At 42.8% G+C, this 20811-nt stretch carries 16 protein-coding genes; 7 read left to right on the top strand and 9 right to left on the bottom strand.

What is annotated here, in order from left to right; genetic code table 11:
• Positions 1-283: 283 nt before the first annotated feature.
• The 3 genes from MSG93_RS03890 to MSG93_RS03880 all read right to left on the bottom strand — a co-directional run bounded on the left by MSG93_RS03890 (position 284) and on the right by MSG93_RS03880 (position 2917).
• Positions 284-1738 (bottom strand): SulP family inorganic anion transporter, encoded by a 1455-nt coding sequence (locus MSG93_RS03890; RefSeq protein ID WP_324620632.1) that lies wholly within the window; start codon positions 1736-1738, stop codon positions 284-286.
• 344 nt (positions 1739-2082) lie between these two features.
• Positions 2083-2532: a hypothetical protein gene (locus tag MSG93_RS03885; RefSeq protein WP_005230167.1), complete on the bottom strand. Its 450-nt coding sequence runs from the start codon at positions 2530-2532 to the stop codon at positions 2083-2085.
• A 169-nt stretch (positions 2533-2701) separates the two neighbouring features.
• Positions 2702-2917, bottom strand: a complete 216-nt coding sequence (locus MSG93_RS03880) for a hypothetical protein (RefSeq protein ID WP_262753794.1) — start codon at positions 2915-2917, stop codon at positions 2702-2704.
• Positions 2918-3513: 596 nt separating this feature from the next.
• On the opposite strand from MSG93_RS03880, the gene MSG93_RS03875 reads away from it, so the two are divergent.
• On the top strand, positions 3514-3963 hold the full coding sequence (locus tag MSG93_RS03875) for a hypothetical protein (protein WP_005230165.1): 450 nt from the start codon (positions 3514-3516) through the stop codon (positions 3961-3963).
• Positions 3964-4073: 110 nt separating this feature from the next.
• Here MSG93_RS03875 and MSG93_RS03870 read toward each other — a convergent pair whose 3' ends face one another.
• Positions 4074-4973: a LysR family transcriptional regulator gene (locus MSG93_RS03870; protein WP_324620631.1), complete on the bottom strand. Its 900-nt coding sequence runs from the start codon at positions 4971-4973 to the stop codon at positions 4074-4076.
• A 258-nt stretch (positions 4974-5231) separates the two neighbouring features.
• On the opposite strand from MSG93_RS03870, the gene MSG93_RS03865 reads away from it, so the two are divergent.
• The gene (locus tag MSG93_RS03865) at positions 5232-6386 is read left to right on the top strand and encodes a YbfB/YjiJ family MFS transporter (protein ID WP_324620630.1); all 1155 of its coding nucleotides are present in this window, start codon (positions 5232-5234) and stop codon (positions 6384-6386) included.
• Between the two features lie 15 nt (positions 6387-6401).
• Here MSG93_RS03865 and mobA read toward each other — a convergent pair whose 3' ends face one another.
• The 5 genes from mobA to MSG93_RS03840 form a co-directional block, all read right to left on the bottom strand.
• Positions 6402-7010, bottom strand: coding sequence for a molybdenum cofactor guanylyltransferase (gene mobA, locus MSG93_RS03860; protein ID WP_324620629.1), 609 nt, complete (start codon positions 7008-7010; stop codon positions 6402-6404).
• Positions 7007-9787, bottom strand: a complete 2781-nt coding sequence (locus tag MSG93_RS03855) for a molybdopterin-dependent oxidoreductase (RefSeq protein ID WP_324620628.1) — start codon at positions 9785-9787, stop codon at positions 7007-7009. The genes mobA and MSG93_RS03855 overlap by 4 nt, the downstream gene beginning before the upstream one ends.
• A 270-nt stretch (positions 9788-10057) precedes the next feature.
• Positions 10058-11677 (bottom strand): nitrite reductase small subunit NirD, encoded by a 1620-nt coding sequence (gene nirD, locus MSG93_RS03850; protein ID WP_324620627.1) that lies wholly within the window; start codon positions 11675-11677, stop codon positions 10058-10060.
• 11 nt (positions 11678-11688) lie between these two features.
• Positions 11689-14235 carry a nitrite reductase large subunit NirB gene (gene nirB / locus MSG93_RS03845; protein WP_324620626.1) on the bottom strand — a complete coding sequence of 849 codons (2547 nt, stop codon included), beginning with the start codon at positions 14233-14235 and terminating at the stop codon, positions 11689-11691.
• Between the two features lie 29 nt (positions 14236-14264).
• Positions 14265-15617, bottom strand: a complete 1353-nt coding sequence (locus MSG93_RS03840; RefSeq protein WP_420714292.1) for an MFS transporter — start codon at positions 15615-15617, stop codon at positions 14265-14267.
• Positions 15618-16151: 534 nt separating this feature from the next.
• Here MSG93_RS03840 and MSG93_RS03835 point away from each other — a divergent pair.
• The 5 genes from MSG93_RS03835 to accC all read left to right on the top strand — a co-directional run bounded on the left by MSG93_RS03835 (position 16152) and on the right by accC (position 20771).
• Entirely contained in the window at positions 16152-16742 is a 591-nt protein-coding gene (locus tag MSG93_RS03835; protein ID WP_005285512.1) for an ANTAR domain-containing response regulator, read from the top strand.
• Positions 16743-17765 (top strand): ABC transporter substrate-binding protein, encoded by a 1023-nt coding sequence (locus tag MSG93_RS03830; RefSeq protein ID WP_324620624.1) that lies wholly within the window; start codon positions 16743-16745, stop codon positions 17763-17765.
• Positions 17766-18489: 724 nt separating this feature from the next.
• Positions 18490-18939, top strand: coding sequence for a type II 3-dehydroquinate dehydratase (aroQ, locus tag MSG93_RS03825; protein ID WP_324620623.1), 450 nt, complete (start codon positions 18490-18492; stop codon positions 18937-18939).
• 27 nt (positions 18940-18966) lie between these two features.
• Positions 18967-19389, top strand: a complete 423-nt coding sequence (gene accB / locus MSG93_RS03820) for an acetyl-CoA carboxylase biotin carboxyl carrier protein (protein WP_004771941.1) — start codon at positions 18967-18969, stop codon at positions 19387-19389.
• A gap of 17 nt (positions 19390-19406) precedes the next feature.
• Positions 19407-20771: an acetyl-CoA carboxylase biotin carboxylase subunit gene (gene accC, locus MSG93_RS03815; protein WP_005285498.1), complete on the top strand. Its 1365-nt coding sequence runs from the start codon at positions 19407-19409 to the stop codon at positions 20769-20771.
• Positions 20772-20811: the final 40 nt, after the last annotated feature.

The following is a 20811-nucleotide window of genomic DNA, read 5'->3' as shown; positions in this document are numbered from 1 at the left end:
TTGTTCCATTTTAGAGATTTGTTTAAGATAAGATATAACTCATTGAGATGTGTCATAGTATTCGTCGTTAGAAAACAATTATTGTGACATTATTTCAATGAGTTATCTATTTTTGTCGTGTACAGAGCATCTATATAAAATTGTGAAGCATGTTGTTTGTATAAGAAAAGTTTCAGGTCAACCTTACAAAGCTTTATTTTTCTAAAAGATAAAAATCTGCCACTGAAAAGCAAAAACCCCTGCCAGTACAGAGGTTTTATTTGTTTATTTTAACCACACCCATTTAGATTTTGGCATGGGTGCCATATTGATCAATCATGATTGAACTGGCTTCATTCAGTCCACGGACGGTGACATCGACGCCATTTTTCTGGAATTTACTTACTACAGTATCCAGCATTGCCACCGAGGTCACATCCCAGATATGCGAATTAGTTAAATCAATAACCACCTCTTTTACCCCTTCTTTAAAGTCAAAACAATGTAAGAACTTTTCAGATGAACTAAAAAAGATTTGTCCATGCAGCACATATAAGCGTGCCGGACCTTCAAATGAGGTCTTCACCTGAATATCATTTTCCAGTTTATTGGCCAGGAACAATGCCGATAGCAGCACACCGGTTAATACCCCTAAAGCCAGATTATGTGTGGCCACCACTACGGCAACTGTTGCGATCATCACCACGTTACTGCTCTTTGGATTGGAACTGAACTTGGTAATCGACTTCCATTCAAAGGTACTGATCGAAACCATGATCATCACAGCCACCAAAGCCGCCATCGGAATGACTTTGAGCCAGTCACTCAGAAACACCACCAGAATGAGTAAAAACACACCCGCACAAAAGGTCGATAATCTGGTCAGTCCACCTGATTTTACATTAATCATGGATTGACCAATCATGGCACAACCGGCCATGCCGCCCATGAAGCCCGAGGCAATATTGGCAATACCCTGCCCTTTACACTCTTGAAACTTGTCGCTGGGCGTATCGGTCATTTCATCGACAATCGTGGCGGTCATCATCGATTCCAGCAGGCCGACCACCGCCATGGGAATGGAATAAGGCAGGATGATCATCAATGTTTCAAGGTTTAAAGGAATATCAGGTAACAAAAACACCGGCAACGTATCCGGTAATGCACCCATATCACCAACTGTTCTGAGATCCAGCCCCATAGACATTGCTATCAGGGTAATGATGATAATGCACACCAATGGTGATGGCAGCAGCTTTCCGAGCTTCGGAATCAGGGGAAATAAATAGATAATAGCCAAACCGAGGGCAACAAAAGCATATACATGCCATGTCACATGCATCAGTTCCGGTAACTGGGCCATAAAAATCAGAATGGCTAAGGCGTTGACGAAACCGATAACCACAGATTTAGAAACGAAACGCATCAACTTGGCCAGTTTGAGATAGCCCGCAATAATCTGGAATACACCTGTCAGAATGGTGGCTGCCAGTAAATACTGCAATCCGTGTTCCTTGACCAACGTGACCATCAGTAAAGCCATGGCACCTGTTGCAGCAGAAATCATGGCTGGACGACCGCCGACAAATGAAATCACCACCGCAATACAGAAAGAAGCATACAGGCCAATTTTTGGATCGACACCCGCAATAATGGAAAATGCAATCGCTTCTGGAATAAGAGCCAGACCGACCACAAGCCCGGACAAAATATCCCCGCGAATATTGGAGAACCACTGTTCCCGAACATTGGATAACATAGAAATAGCCTATTGGTATATTTTTAAATAAAGGCCAGTGATGTGATATATACATGCACACGACTACACCACATCACTAGTCAAAGTGATGAGTTAATTTTCAAACAAGAGAAATCAACTAGGGTGGCGTAAGCTGCATAAGATGAATGAACAGATCAGAATGAATTGTGGCGCTAGCCTAACATAGGGATAAAATGATGTCTAACCGTATCTTCACGTCCTTCAATGACCACCTTCCGTCTATTTAAGCAAAAAAATACCGCCTATAAAGACGGTACGCTGCAGTCCAGCGATTGCAGAAGTATGAGGGGTTCGGAGCCTCATACTTCTTTAGCACAACTTGTTTAACTCATTGAATGTTGTTTGAATTCTTCGCTTTTAAAATAGGAGACCAATTCGTCATAGCAATCCTCTGGCTGCGGACGAACCGGTTTCTGAATTTCATAATGAACCGTAAATTCAGGTGGAATATTTTCCAGAATTGGAGGAAGCTTTTTCTTACCGCCAATGGTGATTCTTTCAATAAAACCTGCTAACCATAAAATGAATTCATCCCGATGTTGATGATGTGGCACAAGGCTAACATCAATATTCAGGGCATCTTCACGTAGCGGCTTTTGGAAACCTTCCTGAAAATCGATATACTGGTACAGCAATTTCATTTCTGTCCCCTTGATTTCCTCGCGCACTTCTTTAATTAAAAAATTTAAATATTCAACAGGTTTTTGCGTAAATTTTTTTTCATCTTTAAACTTGTTATACACTTTTTCCGCTATACGCAAATATTGTGGCATTTGTTATCTCCTCCATATTTTCTACACAGGGTAAATTATGGAGATATCCTAGTTATCATTTGTAATGATTGTTTAGTTTTATTTTTACTATGTAACTGTAATGTATAAGGAAAATTCTGAGCGGCTGACTCAGGATTCAGCTAGAACCGCTCTTTAAACAGTGACTCTTTTAACACTTTTGAATCTTTATGATATCGGTTAGGTTATTTCCGCTTTCCTGTTCTTTATGTTGATAAACAATTTGTAATATTTGCTGACTTTCTAAATTTTTTAGAAAATGAAGAATATTTTGCATCTCATCGATGCCATAGCCGTATCCGATGAATAAAAACTCACCTATACCCAGCCGGGTTATACTCTGCTCAAGCTTTTTTATATTATTCATTATTCTTTCCAATCCATAAACCAGCGCTGTTTATATAATAGGACAAAGAGATCAAGTAAAAATACGGCTTATACATTTTATTAACAACTCATATTCAAGTATAATCAATAGGATGTGTAACTTTACAAAAAAACATTTTTAAATAATTCGACCTAATAATTCTTATGTTTATTTAAATCAGCCATAAGGGAGCCTCAACAAAACCACATAACGATTTTAATTTTTTATAAACATAACTTATATTCGTAAAGCCAGATTGATAATAAATACGTTTATTAAAACCCGGTTACTGCGACTATTGAAGTACCTGCAACAGCTGCTCTAAAATCAACAAAAATTTTGGCAAACAATAAGCCAAAGCAATCCCGCTCCTGTCTGGGTAAAACAAATGGTGAAGCGTATAGCTTATAGAAAGATGAGACAACTGAGCTAATTCTCGCTCAATGCTGAGTAGCACCTAACAAAGAATTTGCCGGAACAACTTTGAAGTTACATGTGATAATAGTGTTAACAATTTAATAAATAAATTTATTTAAATCTTACATTTATTCAGGTTTTACTAGAGATAATGCTGATGACTTGAAGAATAAGTTCCAATGACATATCAAAATGAAATACAGACTTTAACCCATCTTGCTACCACCTTTCGCGAAGCTTTGGATCACGTAACCAATGGCTTTATTACCGGTGCATTTAGTAAATTTCCGAAGGAATGTGGTTCAGATGCTTGTGATCTGTTGCAGTATTATTTACTCAATGTCCATTATATTAAGTCTGATTATCGGGTGGGAAAAGTTCAGATTTCTTCACGCACACCAGAAATTGCGCACTGTTATCTAGTGGTTAATGGGGTCATTCTTGATCTTACCGCCGATCAGTTTCATAAAGAATGGTTCCCTAAAGTGATTGTTTGTGAAAGTGCGCAGTATCCTTTAACCCCTTATTTTAAATATGTTCGCAGTAAATCGGGACAAGATTTGATTCCATTAAATCCTTACTTACAGTCTATTTATGACCAGGTGGTAAAATATCTGGAAAGAAAATAAGTTTATCTTTCAAGTAAAATATTCGAGTATAAAATACAGGCTTGTTATTTTATACTCGAACAACCCGCAACTTATTCAAAGCCCGATTAAAAACAAATATCAGCGCTAGGCTAAGAGCAAACTATTTCACTTTGCTGATCCGGCAAAGACATCATTTGTAAATGCTCAAAGAATTGATGCATATTGCTTGCCCATTTGTTTGTATCAAGATTGGCAATAAGATAAGTGTGCATGTCTTCAAGCAAATCTATAGCGTGAATGTGCACCCGCTGGGCAAAATGCGATTGCTGTACATAACTGATCGGTAAAATCGCAAGTCCTACATCCAGACTGACACAACTCACAATGCCATCCAGACTTCCCATTTCAATGATATTAACTGCCGGAAGATGCCATGAAGACAGAAATAAATCTATTGCTTTGCGATAGCTACAACCTTGCTTAAAGGCAATAAATTTCTTTTGCAGCAGATATTCTTTAGAAAGTTGTGGGGGGGCTTTTTTTGAAGAAATTAACACCAGCTTCTCGGTCCAGACATGGAAATTAAACATGCCTTCAATCGGGGCATGATTGGCAACAAATGCACAATCCAGCTTTGAAGCTTTCACCAAATCAATCAGTTCCCTGCTGGGTGCAGTTGATAATGCAAAAGGAAAATCTGGAGTTGATTCTTGTAGATTACGAAATAAGGCAGGAAGCCTGACCGCCGCCGTTGTCTCCATACTGCCAATCTCTAAAGGGAAATTGGCAGCAAGCTGATGATGAGCAAATGTATCCAGCAGCTCTTTTTGTAAATGGAGCATTTTTTCTGCATAGCCATATAACTGCATACCCGCTCGGGTGGGCTGCACCGGATTTTGCCGATGTAACAGCTCAACCTTCAGTTCTGTTTCTAGTTTTTTGATATGGCTGGTGACGTTGGACTGCACCGTATGCAGGGCTTTCGCCGCTTCAGAAAAGCTACCTAGCTTTACCACCCGCATAAATATTTCTAAAGACTTAATCTGCATCGCTATCACTATTAAAGATAGTTGGTATCAATTCAAATCATTTTACATGATTAACTTCTGTTGTTTAAATCTTATTGAATTTTTCGGGATCTAGAGAAGATACAGCATGAACGCTTCTAAACTTATATTTTTAATCTGTATTTTAAGCGGTTTAAGCTATGGGCTGTTTTTAGTGGACACCAAAGTGTTTGGCAAAGCACGACCCTTAGATCACCTCAACTCTCGTGATTAAATCGTGGTATTGAAAAAATGAGCAGGATGAATACAGCAATCTCCAAGCAAGGCCCGCTTAAATCAGCATTCAGTGCAGCACTGGTAATGGCGATTGGCATGGGTTTTGGCCGCTTTGCATTTACGGCAGTCTATCCACATATGATTGCGGAAGGCATCTTGAGTTTACATAGTGCCAGTATCGCGGCATCGGCCAATTATGCAGGCTATTTATTCGGGGCTTTATTCGCGATTAAGATTCAGTCACAGCATAGCTATGCCACCTCAGTATTTGCCACTATAGGTACGACACTTTGCCTCATCCTGCTTGCTTATGTGGATTCAGCTTCGGTGATTATTTTTATTCGTGGTCTTGCCGGTGTATTGAGTGCCTTCGCCATGGTTTCAGCCTCGTTATGGCTGCTACAACAACAGAAACAAAGCCATCAAGCCCCTATTTTATATGCTGGTGTAGGGCTTGGGATTGCCTTGTCCGCTGAACTTTTGGTGTTTGGTACACAACTGGGTTGGCAGAGTAAAAGCTTATGGTTATTTCTTGGCGCATCGAGTTTGATACTGGGTTTGGTTGCTATTGCAGGGTTATCCCGAGCTCAGCCCCGATCAGCTTTCGAATCGAATCTATCTCATAGCTATGCTAAAGCACCCAAAGCTATAGCATTGATTATGATCTATGCCCTGGCAGGTTTTGGCTACATTATCACGGCGACCTATTTACCCTTGCTGGTCAAACAGGCTCTACCAAATATTGAGGCGGCACACATCTGGGCAATCTTCGGTTTGGGTGCGATTCCTTCCTGTTTTTTTTGGCATTATCTCCATGACAGACTGGGGACACGAGTCGCTTTATCTTCTAATCTGGGATTACAGGCCATCGGTGTAGTATTACCCATCATTATCCCAACCGCATGGGGTTATCTGTTAAGCGCGTTACTGGTAGGTGGAACCTTTATGGGAACGGTGACCATTGCCATGCCGGTGGCACAGCGAATCACACGTCAAAGCAAAACTAATTTAATTGCCCTCATGACCGTGGTGTATGGCCTCGGTCAGATTATTGGTCCAATTACAGCAAATGCCCTATTCACCATCTACCATACGCTCAACAGTTCACTCATCACCGCAGCGACTGCATTATTGATTGCAACACTGATGAGTCTTAAATCAACTAAGACGATTCATTAAGCTGAAATAGAGGGCTTAAAAAACTTTCATCTGCTTGTATTGTTGTAGCTCATCCAGGGAGTTAATGCTATGAAAAAACAGGCTCTGCTTCTGAAATGCCACCGTCTGCGCCTCCAGTTGTTGGAAACAAGGTCGCAAGCTGAGTTTATTCTCAGTGATTGCTTGTTCCAGCACAGGCAGGCTGTCACGCTTTAGCAAACAAAATGGATATAACCCATCTCCATTGATGGTGACGTAGGCCACCTGTGCTTGCGGAGCTTTTTCTAAAGCCCGATGCAGTTTCAGCACAACCTGATTGGGAATATAGGTGATATCACATGGGATAAATAATACATGGTCTGTTTTGACATGTGACCACGCGCTTTTCATGCCCATTAATGGACCTAAAAAACCAGGCTGATCATCCGTATAACAGTGAATATTAGTTGCAATTTGCTGGTAAATTGAACGGTCACGATGGCTATTCACCCAGATCTGCTGGACCTGATGCTTAAAGTGCTCAGAAATTTTTAGCAGTTGAATCTGATCATCATACTGTTGCAACAGCTTGTTCATGCCATTCATTCGACGCGCTTGCCCTCCCGCCAAGATCACCAGATCTGTAGCGGGATATTCGATATTCATGCTTCTGCCTCCAATTGACAGGTTTTAATCAAGCCGCGTATCTCAGCTAAGCAAGAACCACAATTTCCACCCGCTTTTAAACAGGCCGTGACTTGTTTTTCATGCGTGATGTTTTGCATCTTGATGGCTTCGATAATCTTATTTTTACCCACTTTAAAGCAACTACAAACCAGTGGTCCATCATTATTTGCAGCGGACATCGGCATACCCGCCAGCAAGGCTTTACGATGTAAGGCACTTAATCGTTCACGTTTGAACAGACTCGCCACCCAATCCCGATTTGGCAATAGCTCCGCCGGTGCAATATATAAACTGGCAATCAGGATACCGTCTTTTAAAATCACACTATGACTGAGTTGCGATGAAATATCTTCAAGGCTTAACCATTCATAGGTTTCATCGACAAAAGGCAACAAGCTTTTTAAATTCTTTTGGGTTTGGTCAAGACTTTGGCGATCAGCCAGTTCATAACGGATGGCTTTTGCCGTTTTGATCTTGGTCCACCATGCACAACGTTGTAAGGATGTTTTGATGTGATGTTCAAAACCTTCACGGACATAGAGCACCCCTTGCCAAGTGATATGGAAGGGCTGAATGGCTACAGGGGTATGTTTAAACTCTGGCTCACCTGAAATCGCATCCACCACAGGATTGACCACTTTACCAATCCGCGCATCCGAAGCGACTTGCTCAGTCCAGTGAATCGGCGCAAAGATTTGACCACGGCGTACGCCCTGTGCCAAGGTCACCCGCAGCACGCAACGCCCCCATTGTGAGCGAACCTCAACCAAAGCTTTATCACGAATACCAAACTTTAACGCATCATTCGGGTGAATCTCGCAAAATGGTTCAGCGCGATGCGTAGTCAGGTTTGCCGATAGACCCGTGCGGGTCATGGTATGCCACTGATCACGAATCCGCCCCGTATTCAACACCAATGGATAATCTTCGGAGATGGCATGCACTGGATCAATGGCAACAGTTGGAATCAGTTTGGCTTTTTGGTTTTTATGGCTAAAACGACCTCGATCAAATAGCTGTTCCACCGCAACACTTTGACCTTTCTCCCATACAGGCCATTGGATTGGGCGTAGATGCTCATATTCATCCAGACTTAAATTCATTAAACCATTTAAATTGAAATAACGGAAATTTTCAACTTGCTCACGTTGATCAACACTGGCATTTTGATAGGCCGATAAAGCTGCGTGTTCATTAAAAATGTCACAGGCATTGCTAAATTCAAAACCCGTAAAACCGAGTTTTTTTGCAACCTGTGCCACCGCCCACCAATCCGCTTTGGCTTGCTTGGGCGGATTTAAAAAGGCACGTTGCCGCGAAATACGGCGCTCAGAATTGGTGACTGTACCATCTTTCTCCCCCCAGCCCAACGCGGGTAACAAGACATCTGCATAGGCTGTGGTATCAGTATCTGCACAAATATCTGAGACCACCACAAACTCACATTTTTCCAAGGCACGTTTGACTTGATCTGCATCTGGCAGGCTCACCACCGGATTGGTGGCCATAATCCAGATGGCCTTGATTTTGCCGCTTTCCACGGCTTGGAATAGATCAACGGCTTTTAAGCCGGCTTGCTTGGCAATCACAGGACTGTTCCAAAAGCTTTGTACCAGTTGTTGATGTGACGGATTATCCAGATCCAGATGTGCTGCCAGCATATTGGCCAATCCCCCCACTTCACGACCGCCCATGGCATTAGGTTGACCGGTCATAGAAAATGGCGCTGCACCTAATTTACCGATTTTTCCAGTGAGTAAATGACAGTTGATAATACTATTGGCTTTATTGACACCTTGAGAGGACTGATTGACGCCCATTGAAAAGAGTGTAATCACCTTTTCGGTTTGCGCAAACTTATCAAAAAACAGTTGTAATTTTTCTGCAGAAATTCCAGTACGTTTCACCAAGGCATTAACATCTTGCTCACTTTCACTCGCTGCTAATAAAGCCTCTAGCCCCTCAGTGTAAGTCTCTACAAAATGATGGTCAGTATAATCATGATGATAAAGATGCTGAAACAGGCCATTAAATAGGGCTACATCCTGACCAGGTAAAATCGGTAAATGTAAATCCGCTTGCTCACAAGTACTGGTAAAACGAGGGTCGACCACCACCACAAATAAATCTGGATTATTACTCTTGGCCTGCATGATGCGTTGATACAAGACAGGATGACACCAGGCGGTATTGGAACCAACCAGCACTACCATATCGGTATGTTCAAAGTCTTCATAGCTGGCAGGGACGATATCTTCACCGAAGGCACGTTTGTGTGCTGCAACTGCAGACGACATACATAGGCGTGAATTGGTATCAATGTTGGCGGTACCCAAATAGCCTTTTACAAACTTATTCACCACATAATAGTCTTCTGTCAGCAACTGACCTGAGACATAAAATGCAACGCTTTCAGCGCCATATTGATCAATACAAGCTTGGAACTGGTCTGCAATTTTTTCAATCGCCTGATCCCATGTCGTCACTTGACGATGGTTTTTACGGCCAAACATTGGATGCAAGACCCGGGTTTCCAAGCCTAGCGTATCTGCAAGATTGCTGCCTTTGATACAGAGTCGTCCAAAGTTGGAAGGATGATCCAGACTTCCTGCAACTTGTACCGTCGTGCCATGCGTTTTATGTTGGACACTGACATCCACACCACAGCCCACGCCACAATAGGGACATGTTGTTTTGGTAATAATTGTTTCTGCTTGATCGGAGCGACTGTGTTCTAGATTTTGAATACTGTTCATGACTGCCCCTTTTACCTAGTTAATCTTTTTAAAGATGCTTACTCTCGGGAGTCTTACCGAGTTCTCATCTTATTTTCAGGCTAAGCCTTCGGCTCGACCTACTTTTCATTCGGGAAAAGTAGGCAAAACCATTGTCATCTGTAAAACCTATTCTCTTCTTTCACCTGTTTAGCTTCATCGCAGAAACATTTATTACAAAAACCATGCAGGTTGCAGATGACCCTTCCGAGTATCAAATTACTTACTTAGGAATTTAATTTCTTAGAACTATTAACCTGCCTTTTTCATTGCAAAATCCTTACCAAATAACAGCTTATTTCTAAAGCTAGAAACAGGGGTTTGATCTGCAATCAACTCGGCATACCACATGCCATCTTCCGTATCACCAAACAGAACCGCACCAATCACTTTGTCCTTTTGGATAATGATGCGTTTATAAATTTGACGCTTATCATCATTGAGGATGATGTCTTCATAATCTTCTTTCGGCTCAAAGTTCCCTGCAGAGAACACATCGACACCGCTGACTTTTAACTGCGTTGGTACAGTCGGTGATTTAAAGGTTAAGCTGCCATGTTCAGCCAAATGCGTTGCACAGATAAAAGCTTGTCCCCATAGCGGTTCAACCAGACCAAAGGTTTGATTACGATGCTCGATACATTCACCTACCGCATAAATACTTGGGTCAAAAGTTTGCATGGTGTCATTCACCAAGATGCCACGGTTACAACGCAGTCCTGCACGTTGAGCCAAAGCTATATTTGGACGAATCCCAACCGCAAAAATGACCAAGTCTGCATCCAATACCGTTCCATCTTTAAGACGGACCTGACTGACATGACCCTCTTTGCCAAGCAATGCTTCGGTATTGGCTTCAGTAATAATATTGATACCCTTTTGCTCAATACTATGGCGCAACATGCGGCTGGCACGACCATCCAACTGACGTTCCATGATACGATCCATTAAGTGCAGAACGGTCACATTCATGCCACGTTGTTTCAGTCCATACGCCGCTTCCAGACCCAGCAAACCACCACCAATTACCACAGCATTCTTCTTGGTTTCGCAATATTTGATCATGGTGTTTACATCATAAATATCACGGAAGCTGATCACGCCTTTTAAATCCACACCTTGCACAGGCGGAATAAACGGCGATGAACCAGTTGCAATGATCAGACGGTCATAATCAACACTTTCACCTTTCTCGCTATGTACCACTTTACGCGTACGATCAATCTTGATTGCAGGGTCATCGGCAATAAATTTGATGCCTTTGTCGCGATACCATGCATGTGGATGCAGCATGATGTCATCAATGGTTTTTTCACCGGAAAGTACGGGCGACAACATAATACGATTGTAATTGCCCCAAGGTTCCTCGCCAATCACCGTCACCTCATAACGCTCTGGTGCCATATCCAGTAGGTCTTCCAGACAGCGCATCCCCGCCAGACCATTACCAATCAACACCAGTTTGAGCTTTTCTTGCGCAATGCCATTGTTGGTAATATAAGTCTTTTGTGGAACAGACCCGACCCACACCCGACCATTTTCAATTTTGGTTGGGAAAACCAACAGCTTTTGATCTTTATCTTCCAAACAACGACCCGTCGCTAAGCTGAAATGTTGTTTATAAATCGGCGATGCAATAACACGTTCACCTTGTAAATCGCCAATGATGCCACGGCACATCACGTTAGCTTGGCTGAATGGATCTTTATTGCTAAGCGCATAAATGCGCTTTTCGTGACCGACACGAAACAGCGCTACCGATTGACCTTCAATCAATGCGCCGACACCTGTATTTGGTGTGATGTCATCTAGCGCGCAGACCTCAACCCATTGATTTTCTGGCAGCATATTGATGTTCTTTAAACTGGTCATGTGAGTGCTCCTTATGCTTCAACCATGGGGATACGATCGACTGAACGTTCAGCGTCATTCAAAGGGCGAATCTGATCACGTACTTGAGTAAATTGAATATGTGGATCAGCCTGTTCCTCTACACTGGCATTGATATAGGTTTGGAAACGTTTACGGATTTCAGGATCTTCAACTGCGGTACGCCATTCATCTTGATAAGTCCCAATCACATGACTCATACGGCTTTCGAGTTCTTCAGCCAATCCTAAGGAATCATCGACAATCACTGATTTGAGATAATCCAGGCCACCTTCCATATTGTCACGCCATACGCTGGTCCGCTGTAAACGATCGGCAGTCTGGATATAGAACATAAAGAAACGGTCGATATAACGAATCAGGGTTTGAGTATCCAGATCAGAGGCCAGTAGCTCTGCATGGCGTGGTTTCATGCCGCCATTGCCACATACATACAGGTTCCAACCTTTCTCGGTGGCAATCACCCCAACATCTTTACCTTGTGCTTCAGCACATTCGCGGGTACAACCCGACACTGCCATTTTTAGTTTATGTGGTGAACGTAAGCCTTTATAGCGATTCTCGAGTTCAATCGCCAAGCCTACAGAATCATCCACCCCATAACGGCACCAGGTACTACCGACACAGGATTTCACGGTACGTAAAGATTTCCCATAAGCATGACCTGATTCAAACCCTGCTGCGTTGAGTTCTTCCCAAATAAACGGCAATTGATGGATTTGTGCACCAAATAAGTCGACCCGTTGTCCACCGGTAATTTTGGTATACAGGTTATATTTCTTGGCAATTTGACCGACGGCGATTAAACCATCTGGTGTGACTTCACCGCCTGCCATACGCGGTACAACCGAGTAAGAACCATCTTTTTGAATATTGCCCAAGTAGTAATCGTTACTGTCTTGTAGACCCGCATGGCTTGGTTCAAGTACGAAATCATTCCAGCACGATGCCAAAATATTGGCTGCCATCGGTTTACAAATATCACAGCCTAGACCATGACCATGTTGCTGAATCAGATCATCAAAAGTCTTGATTTCATTAACACGAACCAAGTGATAAATTTCTTGGCGTGAGTACGGGAAGTGTTCACAGACATGGTTATTGACGGTCACCCCTTGGCGCTGCAGTTCAGACTTCAATACTTGCGTCACTAACGGCGCACAACCACCACAGGCGGTCGCCGCTTTGGTACATTTTTTCAAAGCACCGAGTGAGGTTGAACCATCACAAATTGCTTGGAAAATATCGGCTTTAGAGACGTTATTACATGAACAAATGGTGGCGCTATCAGGCAATAAATCGACACCACTGCCGCCTGCTTTGGCACCTGAATCGGCAAAGCCAGGCATAATCAGACTTTCGGGTGTTTCAGGAAGCGTCAAGCCATTCAGCATCATCTGTAGCAGGTCATTATATTCTTTGGCATCACCGACCAAGACTGCACCGAGTAACTTGGTCTTGTCTGCATCCACCACAATTTTTTTATAAACCAGTGCGTCCTCATCCGCATAGAAATAGCTAAGTGAGTTTGGGGTCATGCCATGCGCATCACCGACGGATGCCACATCAACCCCCATCAACTTCAACTTGGTGCTCATATCTGCACCGGCAAAACAATGCGTTTCTTCTTCTAGAATATGTTTTGCGGCAATACGCGCCATGTCGTAGCCAGGTGCGACCAGACCGTAGATTTTGTTATCCCACAGCGCACATTCACCAATCGCATAGATATGTTGATCTGAGGTTTGGCAATAATCATTGATTTTAATCCCGCCACGTTCACCTAACGCTAAACCACTGACACGCGCTAATTCATCACGTGGGCGAATCCCTGCTGAGAATAAAATAATATCGGTTTCCAGTTCACTACCGTCGGCAAACTTCATCACATGTGTTGCGCTTTCACCCGCTTCAATACATTGCGTGGCTTTTTGGGTATGAACTTTAACCCCAAGATTTTCAATTTTACGGCGTAGAACTTTGCCACCAAGATCATCGATCTGTACCGCCATCAAGCGTGGCGCAAATTCCACCACATGGGTTTCCAGATTTAAATCACGTAGCGCTTTGGCTGCTTCCAGACCCAATAACCCCCCACCAATCACCACACCTGTCTTCGCATTTAAGCTTGCAGCACGAATCGCATCCAAGTCTTCAATGGTACGATAGACAAAACAGTTTTCACGGTCATTACCAGAGATCGGTGGAACAAAGGCATATGAACCTGTCGCCAAGACCAATTTGTCATAATGAATCACCTCACCGAAATTGGTGGTCACCGTTTGCTCAGCTGCATTAATTTCCACCGCTTTGGTGTTAAGTCTTAAATCAATACCATGCGCATCGGCAAAGTCAAAACGCGCCAGTGATAAGTCTTTGGCTGTCTTACCAGAGAAGTATTCAGTCAAATGTACACGGTCATATGCAATACGTGGTTCTTCAGCAAGAATGGTAATTTCCAGTTCATCATCCGTTTTCTCCAGGATGGCTTCGATGAATTTATGTCCTACCATACCGTGACCAATCATCACTAATTTCATTGTGTTTCTCCCAAAATCTTGTCCAATGATTAAGCTATGCTGCTGTGTTCTGAGCCACGTTCTAAAACGGCCTGCTCAAACAGACGTTGTTCTTTTTCTTTATGTTCGACTGAAAAGCGGATCAACATGACTGAACCTGCGGCAAACACCACTAGACCACCCAACACCATCAAGCAGGTTTGAATATCGACCATACCTTTTAACAAGAAGCCCGCTGCAACTGCACCGACATTCCCGCCTGCGCCAATGATGCCTGCCACACCACCTAAAGCATCACGATCAATAAAAGGAACTAAGGCATAAGTTGCACCACAAGCCATATGCGTAAACAACGCAAAAATCGTCATACTGATCATGGCAAGCGCAACACTATTCATTTGTGAAAACAGCATCAGGAATAAACCTTCACCCAAGATCAGGATAAACAGCACTTTGGTACGACCATCCAGTCCTTTTTTCAGTGCGACTTTGTCTGAAACCAGTCCACCTAAGGCACGCGCAAATAGAGCCAATAAACCAAAGATTCCCGCAGCCAGCCCCGCTTCTTTTAATCCAAAATTGAAGTGCTCGACGTAATACATCGCGATGATGTTGTGCATGAAAATTTCGATACCAAAACACGCGGCATAAGAGGCAAACAAAATCCAGACACGATAGTTACGTGCAGCATGCATCAAGATCGCAACACCGCCTTTTTTATCATTTCCAACCACTACACCTTGCTCGCGCAATGCTTTAAAGTCGCCTTGAGGGCTGTCTTGGGTCAGCTTCCAGTAAAGGATACCGACAATCACCATCATTACACCCGGGACGATCAGCGCAATTCTCCAACCCATGGCTTGTTCAACACCAAACATCACCAATGCAGCCAATAGCAAGGGCATCAAAGCTTGTGTAGCACCACCACCGGCATTGCCCCAACCCGCTGAAGTGGCATTGGCCGTTCCCACCACATTGGGCGCAAACATAATGCTGGTATGGTATTGCGTGATCACGAAGCTGGCACCGATGGCACCAATCAGTAGCCGGAAGAACAGGAAAGACTCATAACTGTTAGCAGCGGCCACACCAAATACCGGAATACTGCCAATGAGCAACAAAGCGGTATAGGTTTTACGTGGGCCATACTTATCACACAGCGGCCCGACAATGAGGCGGACTACAATGGTGATGGCAACAGCAGCAATATTGATATTGGCGATCTGATCTTTGCTTAAATGAAATTCACCTGCGATCACCGGCATTAACGGCGCACAGGCAAACCAGGCAAAGAAGCAAACAAAGAAAGCCAGCCAGCTCATGTGGAATGCCCGCATTGCTGGTGCAGAAAAGTTAAATAACTTGATTGAAGTTGCTTTTTTAGCAGATAAATCTAAAGACATAGCCATCTCCCATACTGAACGTAATTTGCTTTGTTGACACATCAGGTTGTGTCAACAAATCGATCAGATCGGACATCGTTGGCCGTCTTAAACATTTATAAGTCATCTTTGACTCATGGAATATTTAGCAATTGCTATGCCAACTTTTTAAAAGATTAAATCAAAAACCAATAACCCTTTGTTTTATATAAAATCTATACAGAATAAGCATATTAAACACTTAGGCTTTTTACTAATGAGGGGACTAAAAACAAGAAATGATCTGATTTAAGGCAAAATCACAATTGCTTCAAAAAAACTCTTTTTTTGCACCAAGAATGCGCAAATTTATTTTGTATTAGCGGGTCAATGCTTTTTCATTTTTCTTTCTATTAATTGCAGTACACTTCTATCTATGCAACATCTGGCAATGAATGCATTTTCAGATTTAACCCGTTATTGACTGGCATTAAATTTGCTTCAAAACAATCGTCTCTATCCTATACCGCACATGACCTTAAATGTGCTTTGACTTAGCCTTTGACCTTTATACTTATGCCGAAACTCAAGATCGCTCTTATTGATGACGACCAGGCTCGGGCTGAATACCTAAAAGCATGCTTGATTGAACATGACTTTGATGTGGTGGCTTGTTTTACGCTGGATCACTTCAATTTATTTAAACTCGAACACCTCCAAGCAGATGTAATTCTGCTGGATATGGAGCATCCACATCGCGATGTGATTGAAAGCTGTGTCAGCAACTTTGACCTTCCAACTGTCTTGTTCACCAAAAATGCAGATAAGGACACCATTAAGCAAACTATTGATGCAGGTATTACTGCTTATATCGTTGATGGTATTGACCCCAGTCGTTTACATACCATTCTGGATATTTCAATTGAGCAATATAAGAAACATAAAAAGCTGGAGGGTGACCTCAAAGATGCCAAGACCAAACTGGCTGACCGCAAAGATATTGAAAAAGCCAAAGTGTTGCTGATGCAATTGCATGGGCTGACTGAAGATACCGCCTTTCAACTGCTCAGAAAAAATGCCATGAGCCATCGTATGACCATCGGAGAAATGGCACGGCGCCTGCTCGATGCCCAGCAACTGTTAAATAATCAATTAAAGGATGAGTAAATGGTTCATTCTGTCGCATTAGAAAAAACTGAATTACAACTGGGCTATATTCCTTTACTCGACTGTGTTGCCCTGCTGTGGGCCAAGCAGCGTGGTTTTTTTACTGAAAACGGCTTAGAGGTGAATCTGATAAAAGAAGCGTCCTGGGCCAGTTTACGCGATCGACTGGCCTTTGGCCTGCTTGATGCAGCGCATTGCTTATCGGCAATGCTTCCTGCGGCGGCCATCGGGGCTGACCAGATTGGCATTCCGCTGCAAACACCTTTGGTACTGAGTGAAAATCGCGCTTTCATTAGCATCAGCCAGAAACTCTGCTATCAACTGAATATTGATTCTCACGATTCGACCGAGTCCTCTGCACAAAAAATCGTTGAATATATCCAGAATAATCACCCTTTATCCCTCGCGCATGTATTTCAGTATTCAATTCATCATTACTGCTTAAGAGAATGGTTGGCCCTGGCCAGTCCTGAATTGGCACAATCCATTCAACTGAAAATCTTACCGCCACCGTATATGGTAGAAGCCATCAGCAATCATCTGATCGATGGATTTTGTGTGGGTGAACCCTGGAATACACAAGCTGAAATTCAGGGCCTGAGCCATATGGTCTGCTCCAGCCAACAGATCATCCCGAGTGTTGCAGATAAGGTGCTTGCCGTAACACAGGACTGGGCTAGACAGCAACCCAATACGTTAATTGCACTCAGTCGTGCCATTCTGAAAGCCCAACAGGAATTACGGGAACTGCTAGACTTTAGGCAGGTATGGCAAATGCTGGTGGAGTTTGATGTGATTCAATTTCCATGTTCAGCGGAGATGCATGTCGAGAAATATTTCAACATTCAGAAGATTATCCGGAATTTAGTGCAAGACAGCGCTGAACCTAAAGTAGAAGATTTTGAATGGCTGTTTCAGCAAATGCATAAATGGAATGATTTGGAGCCGAAACCAAGTAGCTATCTTGAGCAGGCACAGCACTGTATCTTAGGCTCGATTTATCAGGCAGCCCAAGCAAGTTAAATCTAGGACAAAAAAAAGCTGTCTTGAAGTTCCAAGACAGCATTGAAAGACCCATAAGAGCGGACGCCAATCAAAAGTCAGCTCTTAAGTGATTGTTATGATATGGAACTCATGCATATCTTTTTCGGACATTTTTATGTCATTAACTGCCATCTAAAACCCGTGTTTTCATCATTTTTGCCAATGGTCATCACAACCCTAATGTTCAATCCATAAGCAGTATGCCTATCAAAAATCCTGCCTTTATCTCCAACTTGATCAGGCACAGCTGGTTATATGAAAAATCAATCTTTATCTGATCCAATAGCAGGAAAATGCACGACCAAACACCCAGATTAAACATTTAAAAACATAAACTTATACAAATAAAAGCCAAAGCTGCATTCAGCTTTTCAAAGCAACCCGACTATCCCTTAATGTTTAAAATACCATATAAAAATCAACAGCCAGCCGCCAGATTGACTGCTGAGTTACACAAATCCCATGAACGAATTGGGGTATTTCAGTTTAAAATACAAAAAAACGAAAATACGCTGAAATTTGTCATATTTTAACATTGCCAATTCCTTGCAAAGTTTTCATTATATGCACCATGCTTGGTATGCAACATTCTTCATTGATTAAAACAAATTATAAAAAAATTGCAGAATTTTATGCCATAATAAGCAAACTTTGCAGACATCTTGCAAAAAACATTTGCAGTTTTAGAATTGGAGCAGGCTGAATGAGCTCAACCATTTTGGTGATTCACGGACCGAATTTGAACTTGCTAGGAAAGCGCGAACCAGAAGTTTATGGTTATCTCACTTTAGAAGATATTAACCAGCAACTCACTGCTCAGGCTAAACACGTATCACTCACACTAGATTCTTTTCAAAGCAATTGGGAAGGTGCGATTGTCGATCGCATTCATCAGGCACAAGCTGAAGGGGTGAAATTCATCATTATCAACCCTGCTGCCCTGACCCATACATCGGTTGCTTTACGCGATGCCCTGCTCGGCGTTGCGATCCCGTTTATTGAGGTTCATTTGTCAAATGTTCACGCGCGTGAAGCATTTCGTCATCACTCATATTTATCAGATAAGGCCATTGGCGTGATTTGTGGCTTAGGTGCGAAGGGTTATTCCTTTGCACTCGATTACGCTATCGAAAAAATTCAATCTTCTAACTAATTTTAAACACATTAGGAATGCTCACTCATGGATATCCGTAAAATCAAGAAGCTCATCGACTTGATGATTGAATCTGACTTACAGGCGATTGAAGTTAAGGAAGGTGACCAGTCCATCTCGTTAACTCGTCCTACACCTGTTTATGCAGCAGCACCGGTTGCAGCAGCACCAGCAGCATCTGCCCCAGCAGCGCCAGCAGCAAAAACACCACGTGGTGCAGTTGAAACTTCACCAATGGTAGGTGTGTTCTATGCCGCACAAAGCCCGGGTGAAGCACCATTTGTAAATGTAGGGCAAACAGTTTCTGCGGGTGAAACACTCGGTATCATCGAAGCGATGAAAATCATGAACCCGATCGAAGCAACCAAGAGCGGTGTCATTGAAGAAATTTTAGTGAAAAATGGCGAAGTGATCCAATTCGGTCAACCACTTTTCCGCTACCGTGCTTAATTTGTCTGGGGATTCCGATGTTGCAAAAAGTATTAATTGCAAACCGTGGTGAAATCGCTTTACGAATTACTCGGGCTTGTAAAACTCTTGGCATTAAAACAGTAGGTATCTATTCAGATGCCGACAAAGACTTGATGCATTTACGCTTCGTTGACGAAGCAGTATGTATTGGGCCAGGTACCACAAGTGAAAGCTATTTAAATATTCCTGCAATTATTACTGCTGCAGAAATTACAGGTGCAGATGCCATCCATCCTGGTTATGGCTTTTTATCTGAAAATGCTGAATTCGCTGAAATTGTAGAAAGCTCAGGCTTTATCTTCATTGGCCCACGTCCTGAACATATCCGCCTCATGGGGAATAAAGTTTCTGCGATTATCGCCATGAAAAAGTCGGGTGTTCCAACTGTACCGGGTTGTGATCATGCGGTCACCATTCACAATGCACTTGCTGAAGCCAAAGAAATTGGCTTTCCGTTGATCGTAAAAGCCGCTTCTGGTGGTGGTGGTCGTGGTATGCGTATTGTCGAACGTGTCGATACCCTGCTTGAATCAGTTCAGGCTGCACAGCGTGATGCTGAAATGTGGTTCGGTGATGATACCGTGTATATGGAGCGTTTCTTACAGAAACCTCGCCATGTTGAAGTACAGGTTCTCGGTGATGGCAATGGTCATGCGATTCACTTATATGATCGTGACTGCTCGTTACAACGCCGCCATCAAAAAGTGCTAGAAGAAGCCCCTGCGCCAAACTTACCAGAACAAGCGCGTGCGGATATTCTGGAAGCATGTGTCAATGCCTGTAAATTGATGCAGTATCGTGGCGCGGGAACATTCGAGTTCTTGTTTGAAGACGGTGAATTCTTCTTTATTGAAATGAATACACGTGTTCAGGTTGAACATCCTGTGACCGAAATGGTGACAGGCGTCGACATTATTGAACAGCAACTTCGTATTGCTGCAGGTTTAGGCTTAGCGCTTGAACAGGAACAAATCGAAGTCAAAGGCCATGCGATTGAATGTCGTATCAATGCCGAAGACCCGACTACATTCCTGCCTTCACCAGGCAAGATTGAAAGCTTCTATGCACCGGGTGGTGCGGGCATTCGCCTAGATTCACATATTTATCAAGGTTATAGCATTCCGCCTTACTATGATTCAATGATTGCAAAATTGATTGCCCATGGTAAAGATCGTGAAACTTCTTTGGCCCGTATGCGCCAAGCCTTAGATGAAATGATTTTGACAGGAATTAAAACCAATATCCCATTGCATAAAGATCTTATCCTGCAAGATAAGAACTTCTGTGAACAGGCAATGGATATTCATTACCTCGAAAAGCATTTGCTCAAACAGCTTGAACCGCAAGCTGAAAAAGCCTAAATAAAAAAGCCTCTTATTTAAGAGGCTTTTTTATATCTGT

The organism is Acinetobacter sp. IK40, from assembly GCF_035615075.1.
In the GTDB taxonomy this organism is placed as follows: domain Bacteria; phylum Pseudomonadota; class Gammaproteobacteria; order Pseudomonadales; family Moraxellaceae; genus Acinetobacter; species Acinetobacter courvalinii.
The sequence above is the reverse complement of the archived record's forward strand: the minus strand, read 5'-3'. Positions and strand labels throughout refer to the sequence as shown.

Bases quoted from the DNA above. Each gene is read 5' to 3' on its own strand.
- MSG93_RS03890 (WP_324620632.1), bottom strand. From the start codon at position 1,738: ATGTTATCCAATGTTCGGGAACAGTGGTTCTCCAATATTCGCGGGGAT.
- MSG93_RS03885 (WP_005230167.1), bottom strand. From the start codon at position 2,532: ATGCCACAATATTTGCGTATAGCGGAAAAAGTGTATAACAAGTTTAAA.
- MSG93_RS03880 (WP_262753794.1), bottom strand. From the start codon at position 2,917: ATGAATAATATAAAAAAGCTTGAGCAGAGTATAACCCGGCTGGGTATA.
- MSG93_RS03875 (WP_005230165.1), top strand. From the start codon at position 3,514: ATGACATATCAAAATGAAATACAGACTTTAACCCATCTTGCTACCACC.
- MSG93_RS03870 (WP_324620631.1), bottom strand. From the start codon at position 4,973: ATGCAGATTAAGTCTTTAGAAATATTTATGCGGGTGGTAAAGCTAGGT.
- MSG93_RS03865 (WP_324620630.1), top strand. From the start codon at position 5,232: ATGAATACAGCAATCTCCAAGCAAGGCCCGCTTAAATCAGCATTCAGT.
- mobA (WP_324620629.1), bottom strand. From the start codon at position 7,010: ATGAATATCGAATATCCCGCTACAGATCTGGTGATCTTGGCGGGAGGG.
- MSG93_RS03855 (WP_324620628.1), bottom strand. From the start codon at position 9,787: ATGAACAGTATTCAAAATCTAGAACACAGTCGCTCCGATCAAGCAGAA.
- nirD (WP_324620627.1), bottom strand. From the start codon at position 11,677: ATGACCAGTTTAAAGAACATCAATATGCTGCCAGAAAATCAATGGGTT.
- nirB (WP_324620626.1), bottom strand. From the start codon at position 14,235: ATGAAATTAGTGATGATTGGTCACGGTATGGTAGGACATAAATTCATC.
- MSG93_RS03840 (WP_420714292.1), bottom strand. From the start codon at position 15,617: ATGTCTTTAGATTTATCTGCTAAAAAAGCAACTTCAATCAAGTTATTT.
- MSG93_RS03835 (WP_005285512.1), top strand. From the start codon at position 16,152: ATGCCGAAACTCAAGATCGCTCTTATTGATGACGACCAGGCTCGGGCT.
- MSG93_RS03830 (WP_324620624.1), top strand. From the start codon at position 16,743: ATGGTTCATTCTGTCGCATTAGAAAAAACTGAATTACAACTGGGCTAT.
- aroQ (WP_324620623.1), top strand. From the start codon at position 18,490: ATGAGCTCAACCATTTTGGTGATTCACGGACCGAATTTGAACTTGCTA.
- accB (WP_004771941.1), top strand. From the start codon at position 18,967: ATGGATATCCGTAAAATCAAGAAGCTCATCGACTTGATGATTGAATCT.
- accC (WP_005285498.1), top strand. From the start codon at position 19,407: ATGTTGCAAAAAGTATTAATTGCAAACCGTGGTGAAATCGCTTTACGA.